The organism is Microbacterium sp. BR1, from assembly GCF_002812725.1.
Taxonomy (GTDB): Bacteria; Actinomycetota; Actinomycetes; order Actinomycetales; family Microbacteriaceae; genus Microbacterium.
Window position 1 is genome coordinate 41,222 of record NZ_NMUN01000010.1, and the last position, 13,329, is coordinate 54,550.

15 protein-coding genes are annotated in these 13,329 nt (G+C 68.7%); 4 read left to right on the forward strand and 11 right to left on the reverse strand.

The features are described 5' to 3' along the window. Nucleotide 1: 1 nt before the first annotated feature. The gene (locus tag CGU35_RS15970; RefSeq protein ID WP_100812471.1) at nucleotides 2-1,114 is read right to left on the reverse strand and encodes a histidinol-phosphate transaminase; all 1,113 of its coding nucleotides are present in this window, start codon (nucleotides 1,112-1,114) and stop codon (nucleotides 2-4) included. A gap of 65 nt (nucleotides 1,115-1,179) precedes the next feature. Here CGU35_RS15970 and CGU35_RS15975 point away from each other — a divergent pair, with 65 nt between their 5' ends. Then, a complete protein-coding gene (locus tag CGU35_RS15975; protein WP_100812472.1) occupies nucleotides 1,180-1,581 on the forward strand; it encodes a phage holin family protein in 402 nt (133 codons plus the stop codon). On the opposite strand, the gene CGU35_RS15980 is transcribed toward CGU35_RS15975, so the two are convergent. Together CGU35_RS15980 and CGU35_RS15985 are read right to left on the reverse strand one after the other, a co-directional pair. Then, the gene (locus tag CGU35_RS15980) at nucleotides 1,569-2,924 is read right to left on the reverse strand and encodes a hypothetical protein (protein ID WP_100812473.1); all 1,356 of its coding nucleotides are present in this window, start codon (nucleotides 2,922-2,924) and stop codon (nucleotides 1,569-1,571) included. The genes CGU35_RS15975 and CGU35_RS15980 overlap by 13 nt on opposite strands. Then, on the reverse strand, nucleotides 2,914-3,240 hold the full coding sequence (locus tag CGU35_RS15985) for a hypothetical protein (RefSeq protein WP_100812474.1): 327 nt from the start codon (nucleotides 3,238-3,240) through the stop codon (nucleotides 2,914-2,916). The genes CGU35_RS15980 and CGU35_RS15985 overlap by 11 nt, the downstream gene beginning before the upstream one ends. Nucleotides 3,241-3,391: 151 nt before the next feature. Between CGU35_RS15985 and CGU35_RS15990 the strand changes: the two genes are divergently transcribed. Continuing rightward, nucleotides 3,392-3,937 carry a low molecular weight protein-tyrosine-phosphatase gene (locus tag CGU35_RS15990; RefSeq protein ID WP_100812475.1) on the forward strand — a complete coding sequence of 182 codons (546 nt, stop codon included), beginning with the start codon at nucleotides 3,392-3,394 and terminating at the stop codon, nucleotides 3,935-3,937. Next, nucleotides 3,934-5,316, forward strand: coding sequence for an adenylosuccinate lyase (purB, locus tag CGU35_RS15995; RefSeq protein WP_100812476.1), 1,383 nt, complete (start codon nucleotides 3,934-3,936; stop codon nucleotides 5,314-5,316). The genes CGU35_RS15990 and purB overlap by 4 nt, the downstream gene beginning before the upstream one ends. A 7-nt stretch (nucleotides 5,317-5,323) precedes the next feature. Here purB and CGU35_RS16000 read toward each other — a convergent pair whose 3' ends face one another. Together CGU35_RS16000 and CGU35_RS16005 are read right to left on the reverse strand one after the other, a co-directional pair. Beyond that, nucleotides 5,324-5,638, reverse strand: coding sequence for an amino acid transporter (locus CGU35_RS16000; RefSeq protein WP_100812477.1), 315 nt, complete (start codon nucleotides 5,636-5,638; stop codon nucleotides 5,324-5,326). Then, a complete protein-coding gene (locus CGU35_RS16005) occupies nucleotides 5,635-6,321 on the reverse strand; it encodes a DUF308 domain-containing protein (protein ID WP_100812478.1) in 687 nt (228 codons plus the stop codon). The genes CGU35_RS16000 and CGU35_RS16005 overlap by 4 nt, the downstream gene beginning before the upstream one ends. A gap of 150 nt (nucleotides 6,322-6,471) precedes the next feature. On the opposite strand from CGU35_RS16005, the gene CGU35_RS16010 reads away from it, so the two are divergent. After that, complete coding sequence (locus tag CGU35_RS16010) at nucleotides 6,472-7,290, forward strand: shikimate 5-dehydrogenase (protein WP_100812479.1); 819 nt, start codon at nucleotides 6,472-6,474, stop codon at nucleotides 7,288-7,290. Nucleotides 7,291-7,360: 70 nt separating this feature from the next. Here CGU35_RS16010 and fgd read toward each other — a convergent pair whose 3' ends face one another. From fgd to CGU35_RS16040, 6 genes are read right to left on the reverse strand one after another with little or no spacing between them, the layout of a single operon-like run. Next, on the reverse strand, nucleotides 7,361-8,425 hold the full coding sequence (gene fgd / locus CGU35_RS16015) for a glucose-6-phosphate dehydrogenase (coenzyme-F420) (protein WP_100812480.1): 1,065 nt from the start codon (nucleotides 8,423-8,425) through the stop codon (nucleotides 7,361-7,363). Further along, entirely contained in the window at nucleotides 8,425-9,207 is a 783-nt protein-coding gene (locus tag CGU35_RS16020) for a crotonase/enoyl-CoA hydratase family protein (RefSeq protein WP_100812481.1), read from the reverse strand. Before CGU35_RS16020 ends, fgd begins: the two co-directional genes overlap by 1 nt. Next, complete coding sequence (locus CGU35_RS16025) at nucleotides 9,204-10,124, reverse strand: TIGR03619 family F420-dependent LLM class oxidoreductase (protein WP_100812482.1); 921 nt, start codon at nucleotides 10,122-10,124, stop codon at nucleotides 9,204-9,206. The genes CGU35_RS16020 and CGU35_RS16025 overlap by 4 nt, the downstream gene beginning before the upstream one ends. Before the next feature lie 10 nt (nucleotides 10,125-10,134). After that, entirely contained in the window at nucleotides 10,135-11,097 is a 963-nt protein-coding gene (locus CGU35_RS16030; protein WP_100812483.1) for a cyclase family protein, read from the reverse strand. Then, complete coding sequence (locus CGU35_RS16035; RefSeq protein ID WP_332870757.1) at nucleotides 11,094-12,053, reverse strand: 3-keto-5-aminohexanoate cleavage protein; 960 nt, start codon at nucleotides 12,051-12,053, stop codon at nucleotides 11,094-11,096. The genes CGU35_RS16030 and CGU35_RS16035 overlap by 4 nt, the downstream gene beginning before the upstream one ends. Next, nucleotides 12,050-13,306 (reverse strand): LLM class flavin-dependent oxidoreductase, encoded by a 1,257-nt coding sequence (locus tag CGU35_RS16040; RefSeq protein WP_100812484.1) that lies wholly within the window; start codon nucleotides 13,304-13,306, stop codon nucleotides 12,050-12,052. The genes CGU35_RS16035 and CGU35_RS16040 overlap by 4 nt, the downstream gene beginning before the upstream one ends. Nucleotides 13,307-13,329 lie beyond the last annotated feature (23 nt).

Here is a 13,329-nt window from a genome sequence, read left to right on the forward strand (position 1 = left end):
CCTACGCTAACGTCCGCGCCGGATGGTCTTCCGGGAGGTTTTGGACAACGGATGCCGCGACGCGTAGGACCTTATCGACAGATTCCTCTTCGCCGACCGAGATTCGCAGGCCCTCTCCCGCGAAGGGCCGCACGATCAGACCCGCCGTCTCGAAGGCCACGGCAGCATCCGCGGTCTCGGCGCCGGTCGCAAGCCAGACGAAGTTCCCCTGCGCCTCGGGCACGCGCCAGCCGAGACCCCGTAGGCCATCGAGAAGGCGATGGCGCCTCTCCACCAACTCGGCGACGCGCTCGCGCAGCACGGGTTCGGCCTCGAGGCTGGCGAGGGCCGCGGCCTCGGCCTGTGCGGTCACGGAGAGGGGGATGGCCGTGCTGCGCGCCGCGGACAGAACCGCAGCATCGCCGACCGCATAGCCGATACGCAATCCAGCGAGTCCATACGCCTTCGAGAAGGTGCGCAGCACGACGACCTGCGGGCGGTCGAGGTATCCGGTGGGGCCGAGACCGTTCACCGCGTCGGGATCGGTGACGAACTCCGCGTACGCCTCGTCGAGCAGAACCAGGAGGTCGCGGGGCAGTGCGGCGAGGAAGGCTTCGAACTCGTCGCGACGCACCGTGGGGCCGGTGGGGTTGTTCGGCGTACACACGATCACGACGCGGGTCCGCTCGGTGACGGCCGCGGCCATCGCGGCGAGATCGTGGCGTCCGTCCGCCGTGAGGGGCACCATCACGCTCGTTGCCCCCGCGACGGTCACGAGAGAGGGATAGGCCTCGAACGACCGCCAGGCGTACAGCACCTCGTCACCGGGGCCGGCGGCCGCGGCGATGAGCTGCGCGAGGATCGCCACGCTGCCCGCGGCGGCATGCACCTGATCCACCTCGACCCCGAAGCGCGCGGCGAGCACCGAGCGCAGGCGACCGGCGGTGGCGTCCGGGTACCGGTTGATGCCGGATGCCGCGGCGACCGCCTCGAGGACGCCCGGGAGGGGGCCGAAGGGGTTTTCGTTGCTGGAGAGCTTGTGGGCCGAACCATCCGCCTGCTTGCCCTGTCGATACGCGGGCAGGGCCGCGATTTCGGGGCGGAGACGCACGGGAGCGGCGGGGGAGTCGGTCACCCGACCGAGTCTACGAGGGCGGAGGGGGATGACTCACGGGCGTCCCGCGTGCGAGACTCGGCGTCATGCGATTCATCGTCCGTGTCGTCGTCAACGCGTTCGCGATCTGGGTCGTGACGCTGATCCCCGCCCTCCAGGTGAGCGTCACGCCGTTCGCCCCGGGCGAGACCCTGCAACTCGTGCTGACGCTGCTGTTGGTCGCCGCGATCTTCGCGCTCGTGAACACGATCATCGGCACCGTGCTCAAGGTCCTCGCGTTCCCGCTCTACATCCTCACGCTCGGGCTGATCTCGCTCATCATCAACGGATTCCTGCTCTGGCTCACCGCCTGGGTGACGTCGTTCTTCGGGTTCGGTCTGACCGTCGGCGACTTCTGGTGGGGCGTCCTCGCGGCGCTGATCATCGCCATCATCAACGGCATCTTCGGCATCATCCTCCGCCCGCAGCGCCAGCGTCAGCGCGACTGACGCTGCGCCGCGTACTCGGTCGCGCGCACGGATTCCGCGCGTCCCAGCCGGTCCCACAGTGGATCGACGCCCCGCACCCGCGGGTCTTGCGAGGTGTCGAGCAGGGTTCCGGTGTCGACGTAAGACGTGAGCGCGTGCGCCGGCATCGTGATGTCGTGCAGGCCGGGCAGCGGATCGGCGAGGCGCTCGACGACGAACCCTCCCGGCGCCCCTCGTTCGGTCGTCGGCAGGGGACCGGCGAGCGCGGCGACGGGATCGTCCGTGTGGCGGATCGTGACCGCCGTGACGTCCGCGGAAAGCGGCCCGGTCGTCGGTGCGCCGAATGTCACCAGCGTCTCGATGTCGTACTCGGCCTCGCGGGCGAGCCTCTCGGCCACCATCGCCCCCTGCGAGTGCGCGACGGCATGCACCGGCTCGCCGGGCGCGACGCCGGCGTCGGCCAATGCGGCGCGGACGGCGGCGCTCGACGCGGCATCCTGCCCGTCGAAGAGCGCGAGGTTCGACCGCATGTCGAAGGGCTCCGTGCCCCCGAGAGCCGCGCTCTGGGTGCCCGTGACGTAGACGACCCACTCGCGAGCACCGCCAGGCATCGCGTAGCGCTCCACGCGGATGCGCGACCCGTCGGGTCCCGAGATGCGCTTCGCCGCGTCGGCGAAGCCCGAGACGGGTGCGACGTGCACGCGGCGCAGAGGAGTCACGGCCACCTGGCCCCCTGATGCACGCGGCACGCGCGCGGGAACGGATGCCCCGGGCCCGCGTGCCGCGCCCTCTCGGACGGAACTCGCGCGCGTCGCGGCGAACTGGACGCCTGCGGCGAGCGCAAGCCCGAACGGCAGCGCCACGGCCCCGCCGGTCATGGCCGCACCCAGGCCGGCCTGCGCCCGCAATGCGGCCCCCTCCTCCCGAGCCGACAGTGCGCCGGACCGGACGAGCGTGTCGAAAACCGCGTCCGGGCGCGAGATGCCCCACAAGCGTGTTCCGAGCACGCTCGCCCGGGACTCGAGGGCCGTGTGCTCGGCGCCCCCCGGTTGCGTGAGCTGCCACGCGGAGTGCACCTCGACGAGCTCGTACAGGTCAGCCGCTTGATCGAGCGCGGCGGACAGCCTCTCGCAGTCCTCGGCGAGCGCTTCTATCCGCCGCGCCTCGCGCTCCACGTCGTGCTGCACGTCGCGCGCCTGACGGAGCCCGGGCACCGAGGCGATGAATCCCGCGGCGGCGTCGAGCGGCGCGTCCATGCAGCGGAGCCGCGCTGCCACCGCTCGTCCGTCATCGGCCGCACCTCGCAGGCTGCCGGTATCGATCACCGCGGCCCCGCTCGAACGGATGACGAGATCATCCGCCATGCGAGGCATCCTGCGTCAGCATCCACAACCGGGTGCGGAGCGCCCGGACGTCGTCGGCGAGCGTGTCCAAAGCCGTGGCGCTGGAGGATCCCCCGACCCAGAGGGCACCCGCCCTCCGCCGGAACTCCCGTGCCGCCGGACCCTCCCACGACACCCGTCGATCGAGCGCGGCGAGCGCCGTGGCCGTCCATTCCGCCTCTGCGGCGACGGCGCGAAGCAGCGTCAGCGCGGCCGTGACGAGGTCGGCGATCCAGGCATCGGATGCGTCGTAGTCGCGCTCGGGTGGCGGGGATCGGGGGTAGACGGGCGCGGGCATCGCTCCACCCTGGCAACGGGAGAAGACCACCTCCTTCCGTCCGGTGCGATCGGTGGATTGCGGCGCCCGCGCCCGAATGGGGAGGGGCTGTGCGAACCACTGCGTTGCCCGGGGGAGTGCGCCCGGACACGCAGGCGGGCAGAATGGGCTGATGACGCGGAACTTGGACGCCTCTGCGCCGTTTCGCGTCGTGTTCGTCTGCACGGGCAACATCTGCCGCTCTCCCATGGCCGAGGTCGTGTTCCGGCAGCTGGCGGATGCCTCGGGGCACGGCGCCCACGTCGCGTCCAGCAGCGCCGGAACGGGCGACTGGCACGTGGGCGAGCGCGGCGACGACCGCACGCTCGCGGCACTTCAGCGGCGCGGATACGACGGCAGCAGGCATCGCGCACGGCAGTTCACGGCGGACACCTTCGACGTCAACGACCTCGTCGTCGCGCTCGACCGGAGCCACGAGCGAATTCTCCGCGGTTGGGCACGTACGGAAGAGGACGCCGACAAGGTCGCGCTGCTGCTGGGGTTCCTCCCCAACCCCACGACTCTCGACGTTCCGGATCCGTACTACGCCGCGACCGAGATGTTCGATGACGTGCTCGGTATGATCGAGGACGCGACCCGGTCGCTCTTCCGCCAGCTCGAACCCGCACTTCGACCGGGATCGCGCACCGCCGCCTTCCCCTTCGGAGCATCCTCGTGACGTCCCTTCCCCCCCAGCCTCTGAGCCCGCTCGATGGCCGCTACCGCGGCGTCGTCGCGCCCCTCGCGGAGTACCTCTCCGAGGCGGGTCTCAACCGCGCCCGTGTCGAGGTCGAGGTGGAGTGGCTCCTGGCCCTCACCGATCGATCGCTGTTCGGCACCGCCCCGCTGGCCGAGACCGAGCGGGATGCGCTGCGCGAGCTCTACCGTTCGTTCGGCGCGGAGGAGATCGCCTGGCTGGCCGAGCGCGAGGCGATCACCCGCCACGATGTGAAGGCCGTCGAGTACCTCGTGCGCGACCGTCTGGCGACGCTCGGACTCGACCGCATCGCCGAGCTGACGCACTTCGCCGCGACGAGCGAGGACGTCAACTCGCTGGCCTACGCCTTGACCGTGCAACGTGCCGTCGAGCGTGTCTGGCTGCCGGCCCTGTCAGCGGTGCGCGAGCGCCTCGACGAGCTGGCGGTCGAGCACCGCGCGGCCCCGATGCTCTCGCGCACGCACGGTCAGCCCGCGACCCCCACGACGATGGGCAAAGAGATCGCGGTGTTCGCGGCACGCCTGGCTCGCGTCGAACGCGCGATCGGAGCATCCGAGTACCTCGGCAAGTTCTCGGGTGCGACCGGTACCTGGGCGGCGCACCTCGCGGCCGGCCCCGACGTCGACTGGCCGCTCGTGGCGCGCGAGTTCGTGGAGTCGCTCGGCATCGGTTTCAACCCGCTCACGACCCAGATCGAGTCGCACGACTGGCAGGTCGAGCTGTACGACCGCGCTCGTCATGCCGGAGGCATCCTGCACAATCTGGCGACGGATGTCTGGACGTACATCTCTCTCGGATACTTCACGCAGATCCCGATCGCGGGCGCTACGGGCTCGTCGACCATGCCGCACAAGATCAACCCGATCCGTTTCGAGAACGCCGAGGCAAACCTCGAGATCGCGGGCGCGCTGTTCGCCTCGCTGTCGCAGACGCTCGTGACGAGCCGCCTGCAGCGCGACCTGACCGACTCGTCGACGCAGCGCAACATCGGTGTCGCCTTCGGTCACTCGCTGCTCGCGCTCGACAACCTGCGCCGTGGTCTCGACGAGATCGCGCTCGCGCAGGATCTGCTCTCGGCCGATCTCGAGGCCAACTGGGAGGTTCTCGGCGAGGCCATCCAGACGGTCGTCCGTGCCGAGGTCGTCGCCGGTCGCTCCACGATCTCCGACCCCTACGCTCTGCTGAAAGAACTGACCCGGGGCCGTCGCGTGAACGCGGCGGATCTGGCTGACTTCATCCGCGGGCTCGACATCGGCGAGGAGGCACGCGCACGTCTGCTGGCGCTCACGCCCGTGACTTACACGGGTCTGGCGATGGAGCTCGTCGACCGCGAGGCCTGAGGCGCTCTCAGTCGCGGGACGCGTCCGGTTCACCGTCGGCAACGCCGTCGACGAGATCGTCGAGCAGCACAGCGCGGTCGACCGGCTTCTGCACCTGCGCGGGGTCGACCGCGAGCAGCAGCAGCGACAGCCCCAACAGGACGACGATGAAGGTCACACCGCCGATGATCGCGGTGAGCGGCAGGGCGAGAACGCCCACGCTGGCCTGGAACCCGCCGGTCGAGACGAAGGTCACGACGGCGGCGAACAGGGCGCACACGAAGGCGACACCGAGCAGCTGAACCGGTCGCATGAGCTCGCGCCGGGTGGGTCGATCCGTCATGCCGTCTCCTCCTCGCGCCGCGCGGGCGCCGTGCCGGTGTCCGCCGGGTGGGTATCCGCCGTGGCGGTCACTCCTCGGGTGGGCGAGAAACCGGCGATTCCGAGGAAGACGGCGATGATCGCCGCGTAGCCGCCGAAGATCCCTACGGCGATGGTGATCCCGGTCAGGGTGAACTCTGCATCGACGTCATCGATGCGGTAGGTCAGCGCGTACTGAGCGGGGACGAGCAGCAGGCCGAGGCCGAGCAGCACGGTGAAGACACCGACCACCAACGAGTCACGCGCCTCGGGGCGCAGGGCGGGGGAGCGGCGCTCCCGCAGGGCCCAGATGGCCTCGATCAGCCCGGTGACGAGCGCCCAGCTGATCACCACCGAGAAGAAGAAGGTCGTGGAACGCCAGACGACGATCCCGGCGAGCATCCCCGCGATGACGGACAGCGCGCCGAGCAGCAGGGGCACCGCTCGGCGCCCGGCGGGGTAGGTCAACCAGGCCGCGATCAGTTCGATCAGGCCGCTGACGATCGCGAAACCGCTGAACACCGCGAGGCCGACCGCGGCCGAATGATCGGGTGAGAAGGTCACCATGATCGCCGCGATCGCCGCGATTCCGGCGCGCGCGAGTTGCGCGTGCCGGAGCGCGAAGCGCGGCGGGCTGGCGGGCGTCGCAGTGGTGGCGGTGGACACGGTGGAACCTGGTTTCGAAACGGGGATGCATCCAGTCTAGATCGTCGGGACGCCGGTCATCCCGGGCGTGGCGCCGCGCTGCGATGCCCCGAATCGACCGAGCCGCACCGCACCTGCTGCTGGCGGAGTCAGCGGCGGCAGAATGAAGCCATGCCCATTCTCAACAAAGACATGACGCTGTGCATTTCTCTGGCGGCCCGTCCGTCCAATCTCGGCACGCGCTTCCACAACTTCCTCTACGACGAGCTCGGGCTGAACTTCGTCTACAAGGCGTTCACGACCGACGACATCACGGCTGCGATCGGGGGAGTGCGGGCACTCGGCATCCGCGGCTGCTCGGTGTCGATGCCCTTCAAAGAGGCGGTCATTCCGCTCGTCGACGCGATCGAGGCCTCGGCCGACGCGATCGAATCGGTCAACACGATCGTGAACGACGCCGGAACACTCACGGCGTCGAACACCGACTACGAGGCCGTCGAGACCCTGCTCGCCGAGCACGCGGTCGACCCGGCGCAGTCGGTCGTCGTGCGCGGGTCGGGCGGAATGGCCAAGGCCGTCGTCGCGGCGTTCCGGGGTGCGGGGTTCGATGACCTCACGGTGCTCGCCCGCAACGAGGAGGCGGGACGCGCGCTGGCCTCCACGTACGGCTATCGCTGGGTCGCCACCGACCCGGCGCCCGGCGCCGCGGTGCTGGTGAACGTCACCCCGCTCGGCATGGACGGCGCGGATGCCTCGGCACAGTCGTTCTCGGACGCTCACATCGCCGCGGCATCAACCGTGTTCGACGTGGTCGCGTTCCCGTCCGAGACGCCGCTGATCCGCGCGGCCCGACAGCGGGGCGTCGCCGTCATCTCGGGGGCCGAGGTGGTCGCTCTGCAGGCGGCGCGGCAGTTCGAGCGCTACACGGGCGTCGCGCCCACTCGTGACCAGGTCGAGCGGGCCGCGGCGTTCTCCCGCCTCCCTGCCTGACAGCACCGCCCTTCCCCCGATTGCACGCGGAATCCGTCCGCGGTTCGTCGCATCGATGGCGACTCGCGAGTCAGAAAGCGGAGCGCTCGCGCTCCAGTTTCCGTAGTCGCGGGAGGACCTCCTCGCCGTACGTCCGGAGGAACCGGTCCTGGTCGGCCCCAGGATCGTGGAAGACGAGGTGGCGGAAGCCGAGGTCAAGGTAGCGCGCGATGGCGGCGACGTGCTCCTCGACATCCGTGGACACGATGAACCTCGACGCCGCCCGCTCCAGGGGAAGCGCGTTCGCCCTCCGCTGCATCTCGATCGGGTCGTGGATGCCCATCTTCTCTTCGGCAGTCAAGGAGAGCGGACCCCAGAATCGGGTCCGCTCGAGCGCCGTTCGGCGGTCGGGGTGTAGTGAAACTTTCACCTCAATGAGAGTGTCGATGGCGGATGCCAAGCGCCCGCCCCTTTCCAGCCCCTCGACCAGAGCCGGCAGAAGCGTATCGGTGTACAGCTCCTCTGGCTTGCCGCTGGTAGTGATGTAGCCATCGGCGATGCGCCCCGCCAGTCTCGTTGCCGCCGGCCCGGACGCCCCGATGTAGACCGGCACCGGCTCAACCGGTCGGTCGTAAACGGTGGCGTCGCGCAGAGAGTAGAAGTCTCCGTCGAAGGTGACACGGTCCTCGGCCCACAGGCGCCGGATCACCGTTATCGCCTCCTTCATCCGATGGAATCGCTCAGGCCCGGCCGGCCAGTCCAAGCCGAGGGTCACCTCGTTCAATGCCTCGCCCGTCCCGACCCCGAGGATCACGCGCCCGGGGTACAGCACCCCCAACGTTCCGAACGCCTGCGCGACGACGCCGGGGTGGTACCGCAAGGTCGGCGTGAGGACAGATGTCCCGAAAACCAGGCGGTCGGTCCGTGATCCCAGTGCGCCCAGCCAGGGCAGCGCCGCCGGCGCGTGCCCACCCTCGTGCATCCAGGGCTGGAAGTGATCGGAGATGAAGACCGAATCGAAGCCCATCTGCTCGGCGAGAACCGCGTACTCCAGTAGCTGCGATGGCGCGAACTGCTCACTGGAGGCCTTGTAGCCGAACCTGAACGGTGTTTCTGGCGATTCGTGCTCGTTCCTCGGCGAGGTCTCGGCGTTCATCACCCGCTTCTCACCCACCTCGGCTCACGGCGTTCGGCGAACGCTCGGCCGCCCTCGGCGGCATCCGGGCCGGCGGCGACGAGAGCGACACGTTCGGCATCGACCGCGTGTCGAGCCTCTTCATCCGCCCGCCACGTCTCGGCGATCGCATCCCGTGCCGCGGTGACCGCCGCCGGCGAATTGCGCGCGATCCGTCTCGCCAGGGTCCGGGCGGCGTCCGCGGCTGCTCCTGCGGCGGTGACCTCGTTCACGAGACCCAGCTGATGCAGTCGCGCGACGGAGATGGGATCGCCGGTGAGCGCGAGCTCCATTGCGATGTGAAAAGGTAGGCGGTGGGGCAGCCGCAGTAGGCCCAGAGCGCCGGGAATCCGCCCACGACTGACCTCCGGCAATGCCACCCGGGCATCCACCGCCGCGACGATGAGGTCGCAGCTCAAGGCAAGCTCAAGGCCCCCTCCCAACGCCGCACCCTCCACGGCGGCGATCAGCGGCTTGGCGCGCGGGGCCTCCACCAGCCCGGCGAAGCCTCGATCCGCCACCTCCCCGAAGTCTCCGCCCTGCGCGGCAACGAGGTCGAGCCCCGCACAGAACACGCCACCGGCGCCGGTCAGGACCGCCACGTCGACAGACGAATCGGCCTCCACGGCGGACACGGCGGCGGCAAGGCCCTCTGCGACGCTCCGATTCACGGCGTTGCGCTTGGCAGGGCGATCGAGCAGGATCGTCGCGATGCGGTCAGCGACCTCGAGACGGACCAGACCGCCCGGCAGGGCCTCACTCATCCGAGGATGCCGCGGAACTGCTCGAACTGTCGCACCTCGTCGCCCCGCGTGAGGTGAGTCTGGTGGTAGATGTCGAAGAAGACCTCGTCGACCCCAGCGTCACGCAGACGGAGCACATCGTCGCGGACCTGGGCGAAGGTTCCCGATCCGAAGGGTCGCGATTCGTCCGGCAGCGCCTCCTCCTGGAGGTGGACATTGCAGCGGATGATCGATTGAAGGGCATCGACCCGGCGCCCCGCGGCCTCAGCAGCCTCTTCCATTCGTCGCCGGAAGGACAGCAGTGTTCCCACTGGCGCGCAGCAACCCATGAATCCGTCTGCGGCAGTGGCGGCGCGGGCCAGTGCGCGAGCGCTGAACGCCCCCATGAGAAGGGGCGGATGCGGCTCCTGCCGCGGTTTCGGGCCGAAGACGGAACGCCGTATCTCGACGAAACGTCCGCGGTACTCCACCTCGTCCTCCTTCCACAGCGCCTTCATCGCCCCGAGATAGTCATCGGCTACGGCACCTCGCCGCCGGAAATCACCTCCCGCTGCGGCGAACTCATCTTCAGACCACCCCGCGCCGAGCCCGACGATCAATCGGCCTCCGCTCAGCTGGTCGAGCGTGGCGAGCCTCTTTGCGAGCAGCACGGGTTGGTACAGCGGCAGGTTCAGAACGCTCACTCCGAGCCTGATCCGCGACGTGAGGGCCGCCACATAAGTGAGCACGGTCAGATGCTCGTACACCGTGTCGTACTGCTCACCCAGTGAGCCGTCCTCGGAGCCGGGGTAGGGGGTTGTGAAGTCGATCGTCTTGATGACGCGGTCGAGCGTCCACAGCGAGTCGTAGCCGACCGTTTCGGCGCGCTCGGCGACGGCGACGATATTCTCTGGCGACACTCGTACGCCGTGGTGCGGCAGGCCGAATCCGATTCTCATGCTTCTCCGTTCAGCGGATGACGACGGGTCCGGGCGGGCCTCCGGCTGTGCCGACGATCGGCAGCGGGGGTCCGCTCAGGAACCCGCGGTAGCGCCCGTCCTCAGCACACGCCTGCGACAACGCCTCCAGATCGAACATTTCGCCGAACGGCAGACCCATGTACACAATGGCGATGATATGCATCGGCTGGTAGGCGCCGGGGAACTCCGGCGGTCGAACCTCGACACCCCAGGTATCGGCGGCGACGGCAGCCACCTCGCGCTGGTGCAGCCAGGGGGCTGTATGGATGCTCAGGCCCGGGGCGTCCCCTCCTGCGTATGTGCCCCAGCCCTCCGCTCGCGCGCGGGCGAGCTTCCCGGTCCGCACGAGCAGTAAGTCTCCGGAGCGCAGCTGGACTCCTTGCCTCTCCAAGGTCTGCTCCAGGTCATCCACTGTGACGGCGCGCCCGTCTTCCAGCCAGGGCACGTCCATCGCACGGGGGAGATCGACCAGAACACATCCACCCACGAAGCGGTCGGCCAGATGCTCTGCCCCCAGTCGCGACGCGCCCTCAGCCGTGACGGCGGTCGCATCCACGCCGTTGAAGCCCTTGCCCTTGTGGAACACGTGGCCGAGGCTGTCCCAGTGGGTGGCGGAGTGAAGATGCATCACGATCGTGTCATCGGCGAAGCCGACCTCGTGCGGAAGTGGCCCACCGTTCCAAGTCTGCAGTCCGAGGCTGTGATCGGAACCTGTCGACGTTGAATAGCGGAGACAGTTGAACCGGCCATTGCGTCCGGACTGCGGCCCGTCGGGGCCAATGGGCAACGCTATCGAGACCACATCTCCACTGACGATGTCCTGCGCCGCGCCGCGGATCTGCTTCGGCGTGGCGAGGTTGGTCGTGCCGCAGTCGTCATCATCGCCCCATCGTCCCCAGTTCGACAGGCGCAGGGAGTACTCGTCGAGCACGCGCGAGAGCGCATCGGTCATGCCGCGCCGATCCGCGTGGCCGCAGCGCCCTTGAGGGCCAGGATCTCGCGAGCTTCGTCGGGCATGGCGGGACGCAGCGACAACTCGGAGAGGATGCGCACGATCTTCGCGACCTGCTCCGCGTTCGTGCGTGCCAGCTCCCCGCGTCCGAGGTACAGGCTGTCCTCGATTCCCACCCGAACATTGCCGCCGATGATAGCGCTCATGGTCGACATCGCCATCTGGTGCCTTCCGCCGGCGATGACGGAGAGCCGGTAATCGTCGCCGAAGAGCCGGTCGGCCTCGGACTTCAGATGAATCAGGTTCTCGGGACTGACCCCTATCCCGCCGAGGACGCCGAGGACGACCTGGATGAAGAAGGGGCCTGTGATCACGCCGCGGTCGCGGAAGTGCGCGAGCGTGTAGAGGTGCCCGACGTCGTAGCACTCGAACTCGAACCGCGTGCCATGACGACCGAGGGTTCCGAGGATGTGCTCGATGTCCTGGAAGGTGTTGCGGAATACATAGTCCTTCGACCCCTCCAGGAAGTCGATCTCCCACTGCTGTGCGAAGTAGTCACGCCCCTTGGCTTCGAGAATCGGATGCAGCGCGAAGTTCAGGCTGCCCATGTTGAGGCTGCACAGTTCGGGCTGGAACGTCTCCGCCGCTTCAAGTCGCTGCGCCATCGGCATGCCCGGCCCGGCTCCCGTGGAGATGTTCAGCACGGCGTCCGTCTGATCGGCCAGCGGCTCGAGGAAACGTCGGAACAGTCCGGGATCGGACGAGGGCAGACCCGTCTCGGGTTCCCGTGCGTGCAGATGGAGGACCGCGGCACCGGCTTCCACCGCTCCCAGCCCCGCCTCGAGGATCTGCTCGGGAGTGATCGGCAGGTACGGCGTCATCGACGGCGTGTGCATTGCGCCCGTCACCGCACAGGTGACGATAACGGGACGCTCACGGGCAGACACGGCCGTCACCGCTCGTAGGGCGTGAGCTTGTCGAGTTCCGGCTTCACGTGCTTCATGAACAACTCGAGATTGCGGATGACGCTTTCCTTGGGCTGCTGCGCATAGTGGAAGATGAGCACGCAGTACTCGGCTGGCAGCAGCTTCCACTGCTCGACGAATTGTTCCCGCACGGCGTCGATCGTGCCTGCGGTCCACAGGCCGCTGTCCAGGACCGACTGGACGGGGTCTGCCTCGTCCAGCGGCATACGGGGGGTGAGCGGCCGATAGAGGTTGCGATACATCTCCAGGTCGTATGCCTCGACCGCGGCGCGCGCCTGTGCGTCGGTATCGCCGATCTGCATCCAGCGCACCATCGCCATGTTTTGGCCGCGCACGACCTCGCGTCCGGCCTCCTTGGCCACGTCGACGTAGACGTCTCCGAACTGCGCGGCGCGAGCGGTGCTGGAGAAGAACGCAGGGATGAAGCCACGGCGCGCGGCGTACTCCACCGTCTCCTGACTCGCCGCCGACGCGACGAACACCGGCGGGTGCGGCTTCTGCAGCGGGGCGGGGACGACGCTCACCCGCTGGATGACACCGTTCTCGTCGACCTCCCCCGGTGCGCCCAGTCGTGAAGTGGTGGGGGCCATCCCCCACGCCTTGGCGCGCTCCGGGTGCACCGGTACCTGCCAGTAGCCGTCGTTGGTGATGCTCTCGGAGGTCCACGAGCGCAGCACAAGGTCGACGTTCTCCTCGAACATGTCACGGTTGCGCCGATCCGCCGAGGACTCCGCCGCGAGGCGGTCACCCAGCTCGATCCGCTCCTGGTCGGTCATCCCGGCGGGCGACAGTGTCGCTTCGACCCCGGCGTGCTGACCGAGGATGTCGGTCCAGCGGGCCTGGTAACCGCGGGAGAAGCCGACGAATGAACGCCCCCGTGCCAGATGGTCGATGATCGCGGTGTTCTCGGCCACGCGGAATGGGTCCTGGGAGCTCATGGTGTACCCGAGCGCCCCGATGCGGGCGTTGCGGACCTGACCTGCCCAGTAGGCGTTGAGGATGCTCGGACTCGGGGAGACCTCGTAACCCTCCGAGTGGAAGTGGTGCTCGATCGTCGAGATTCCCCAGAAGCCGAGATCGTCCGCCGCTTTGACGATGTCCGTCATTCCGTGAACGACGTCTTGGTAGAGCTCGGCGTTGCGACCGATCGGCCGCAGCGCGCCGCGTGTGGCCTCGTCCGTAGCGGGGAGAACGGGATACAGCTGGATGATGGGCTTGACCATTCCACTTCCTTCGATCTGGGCGT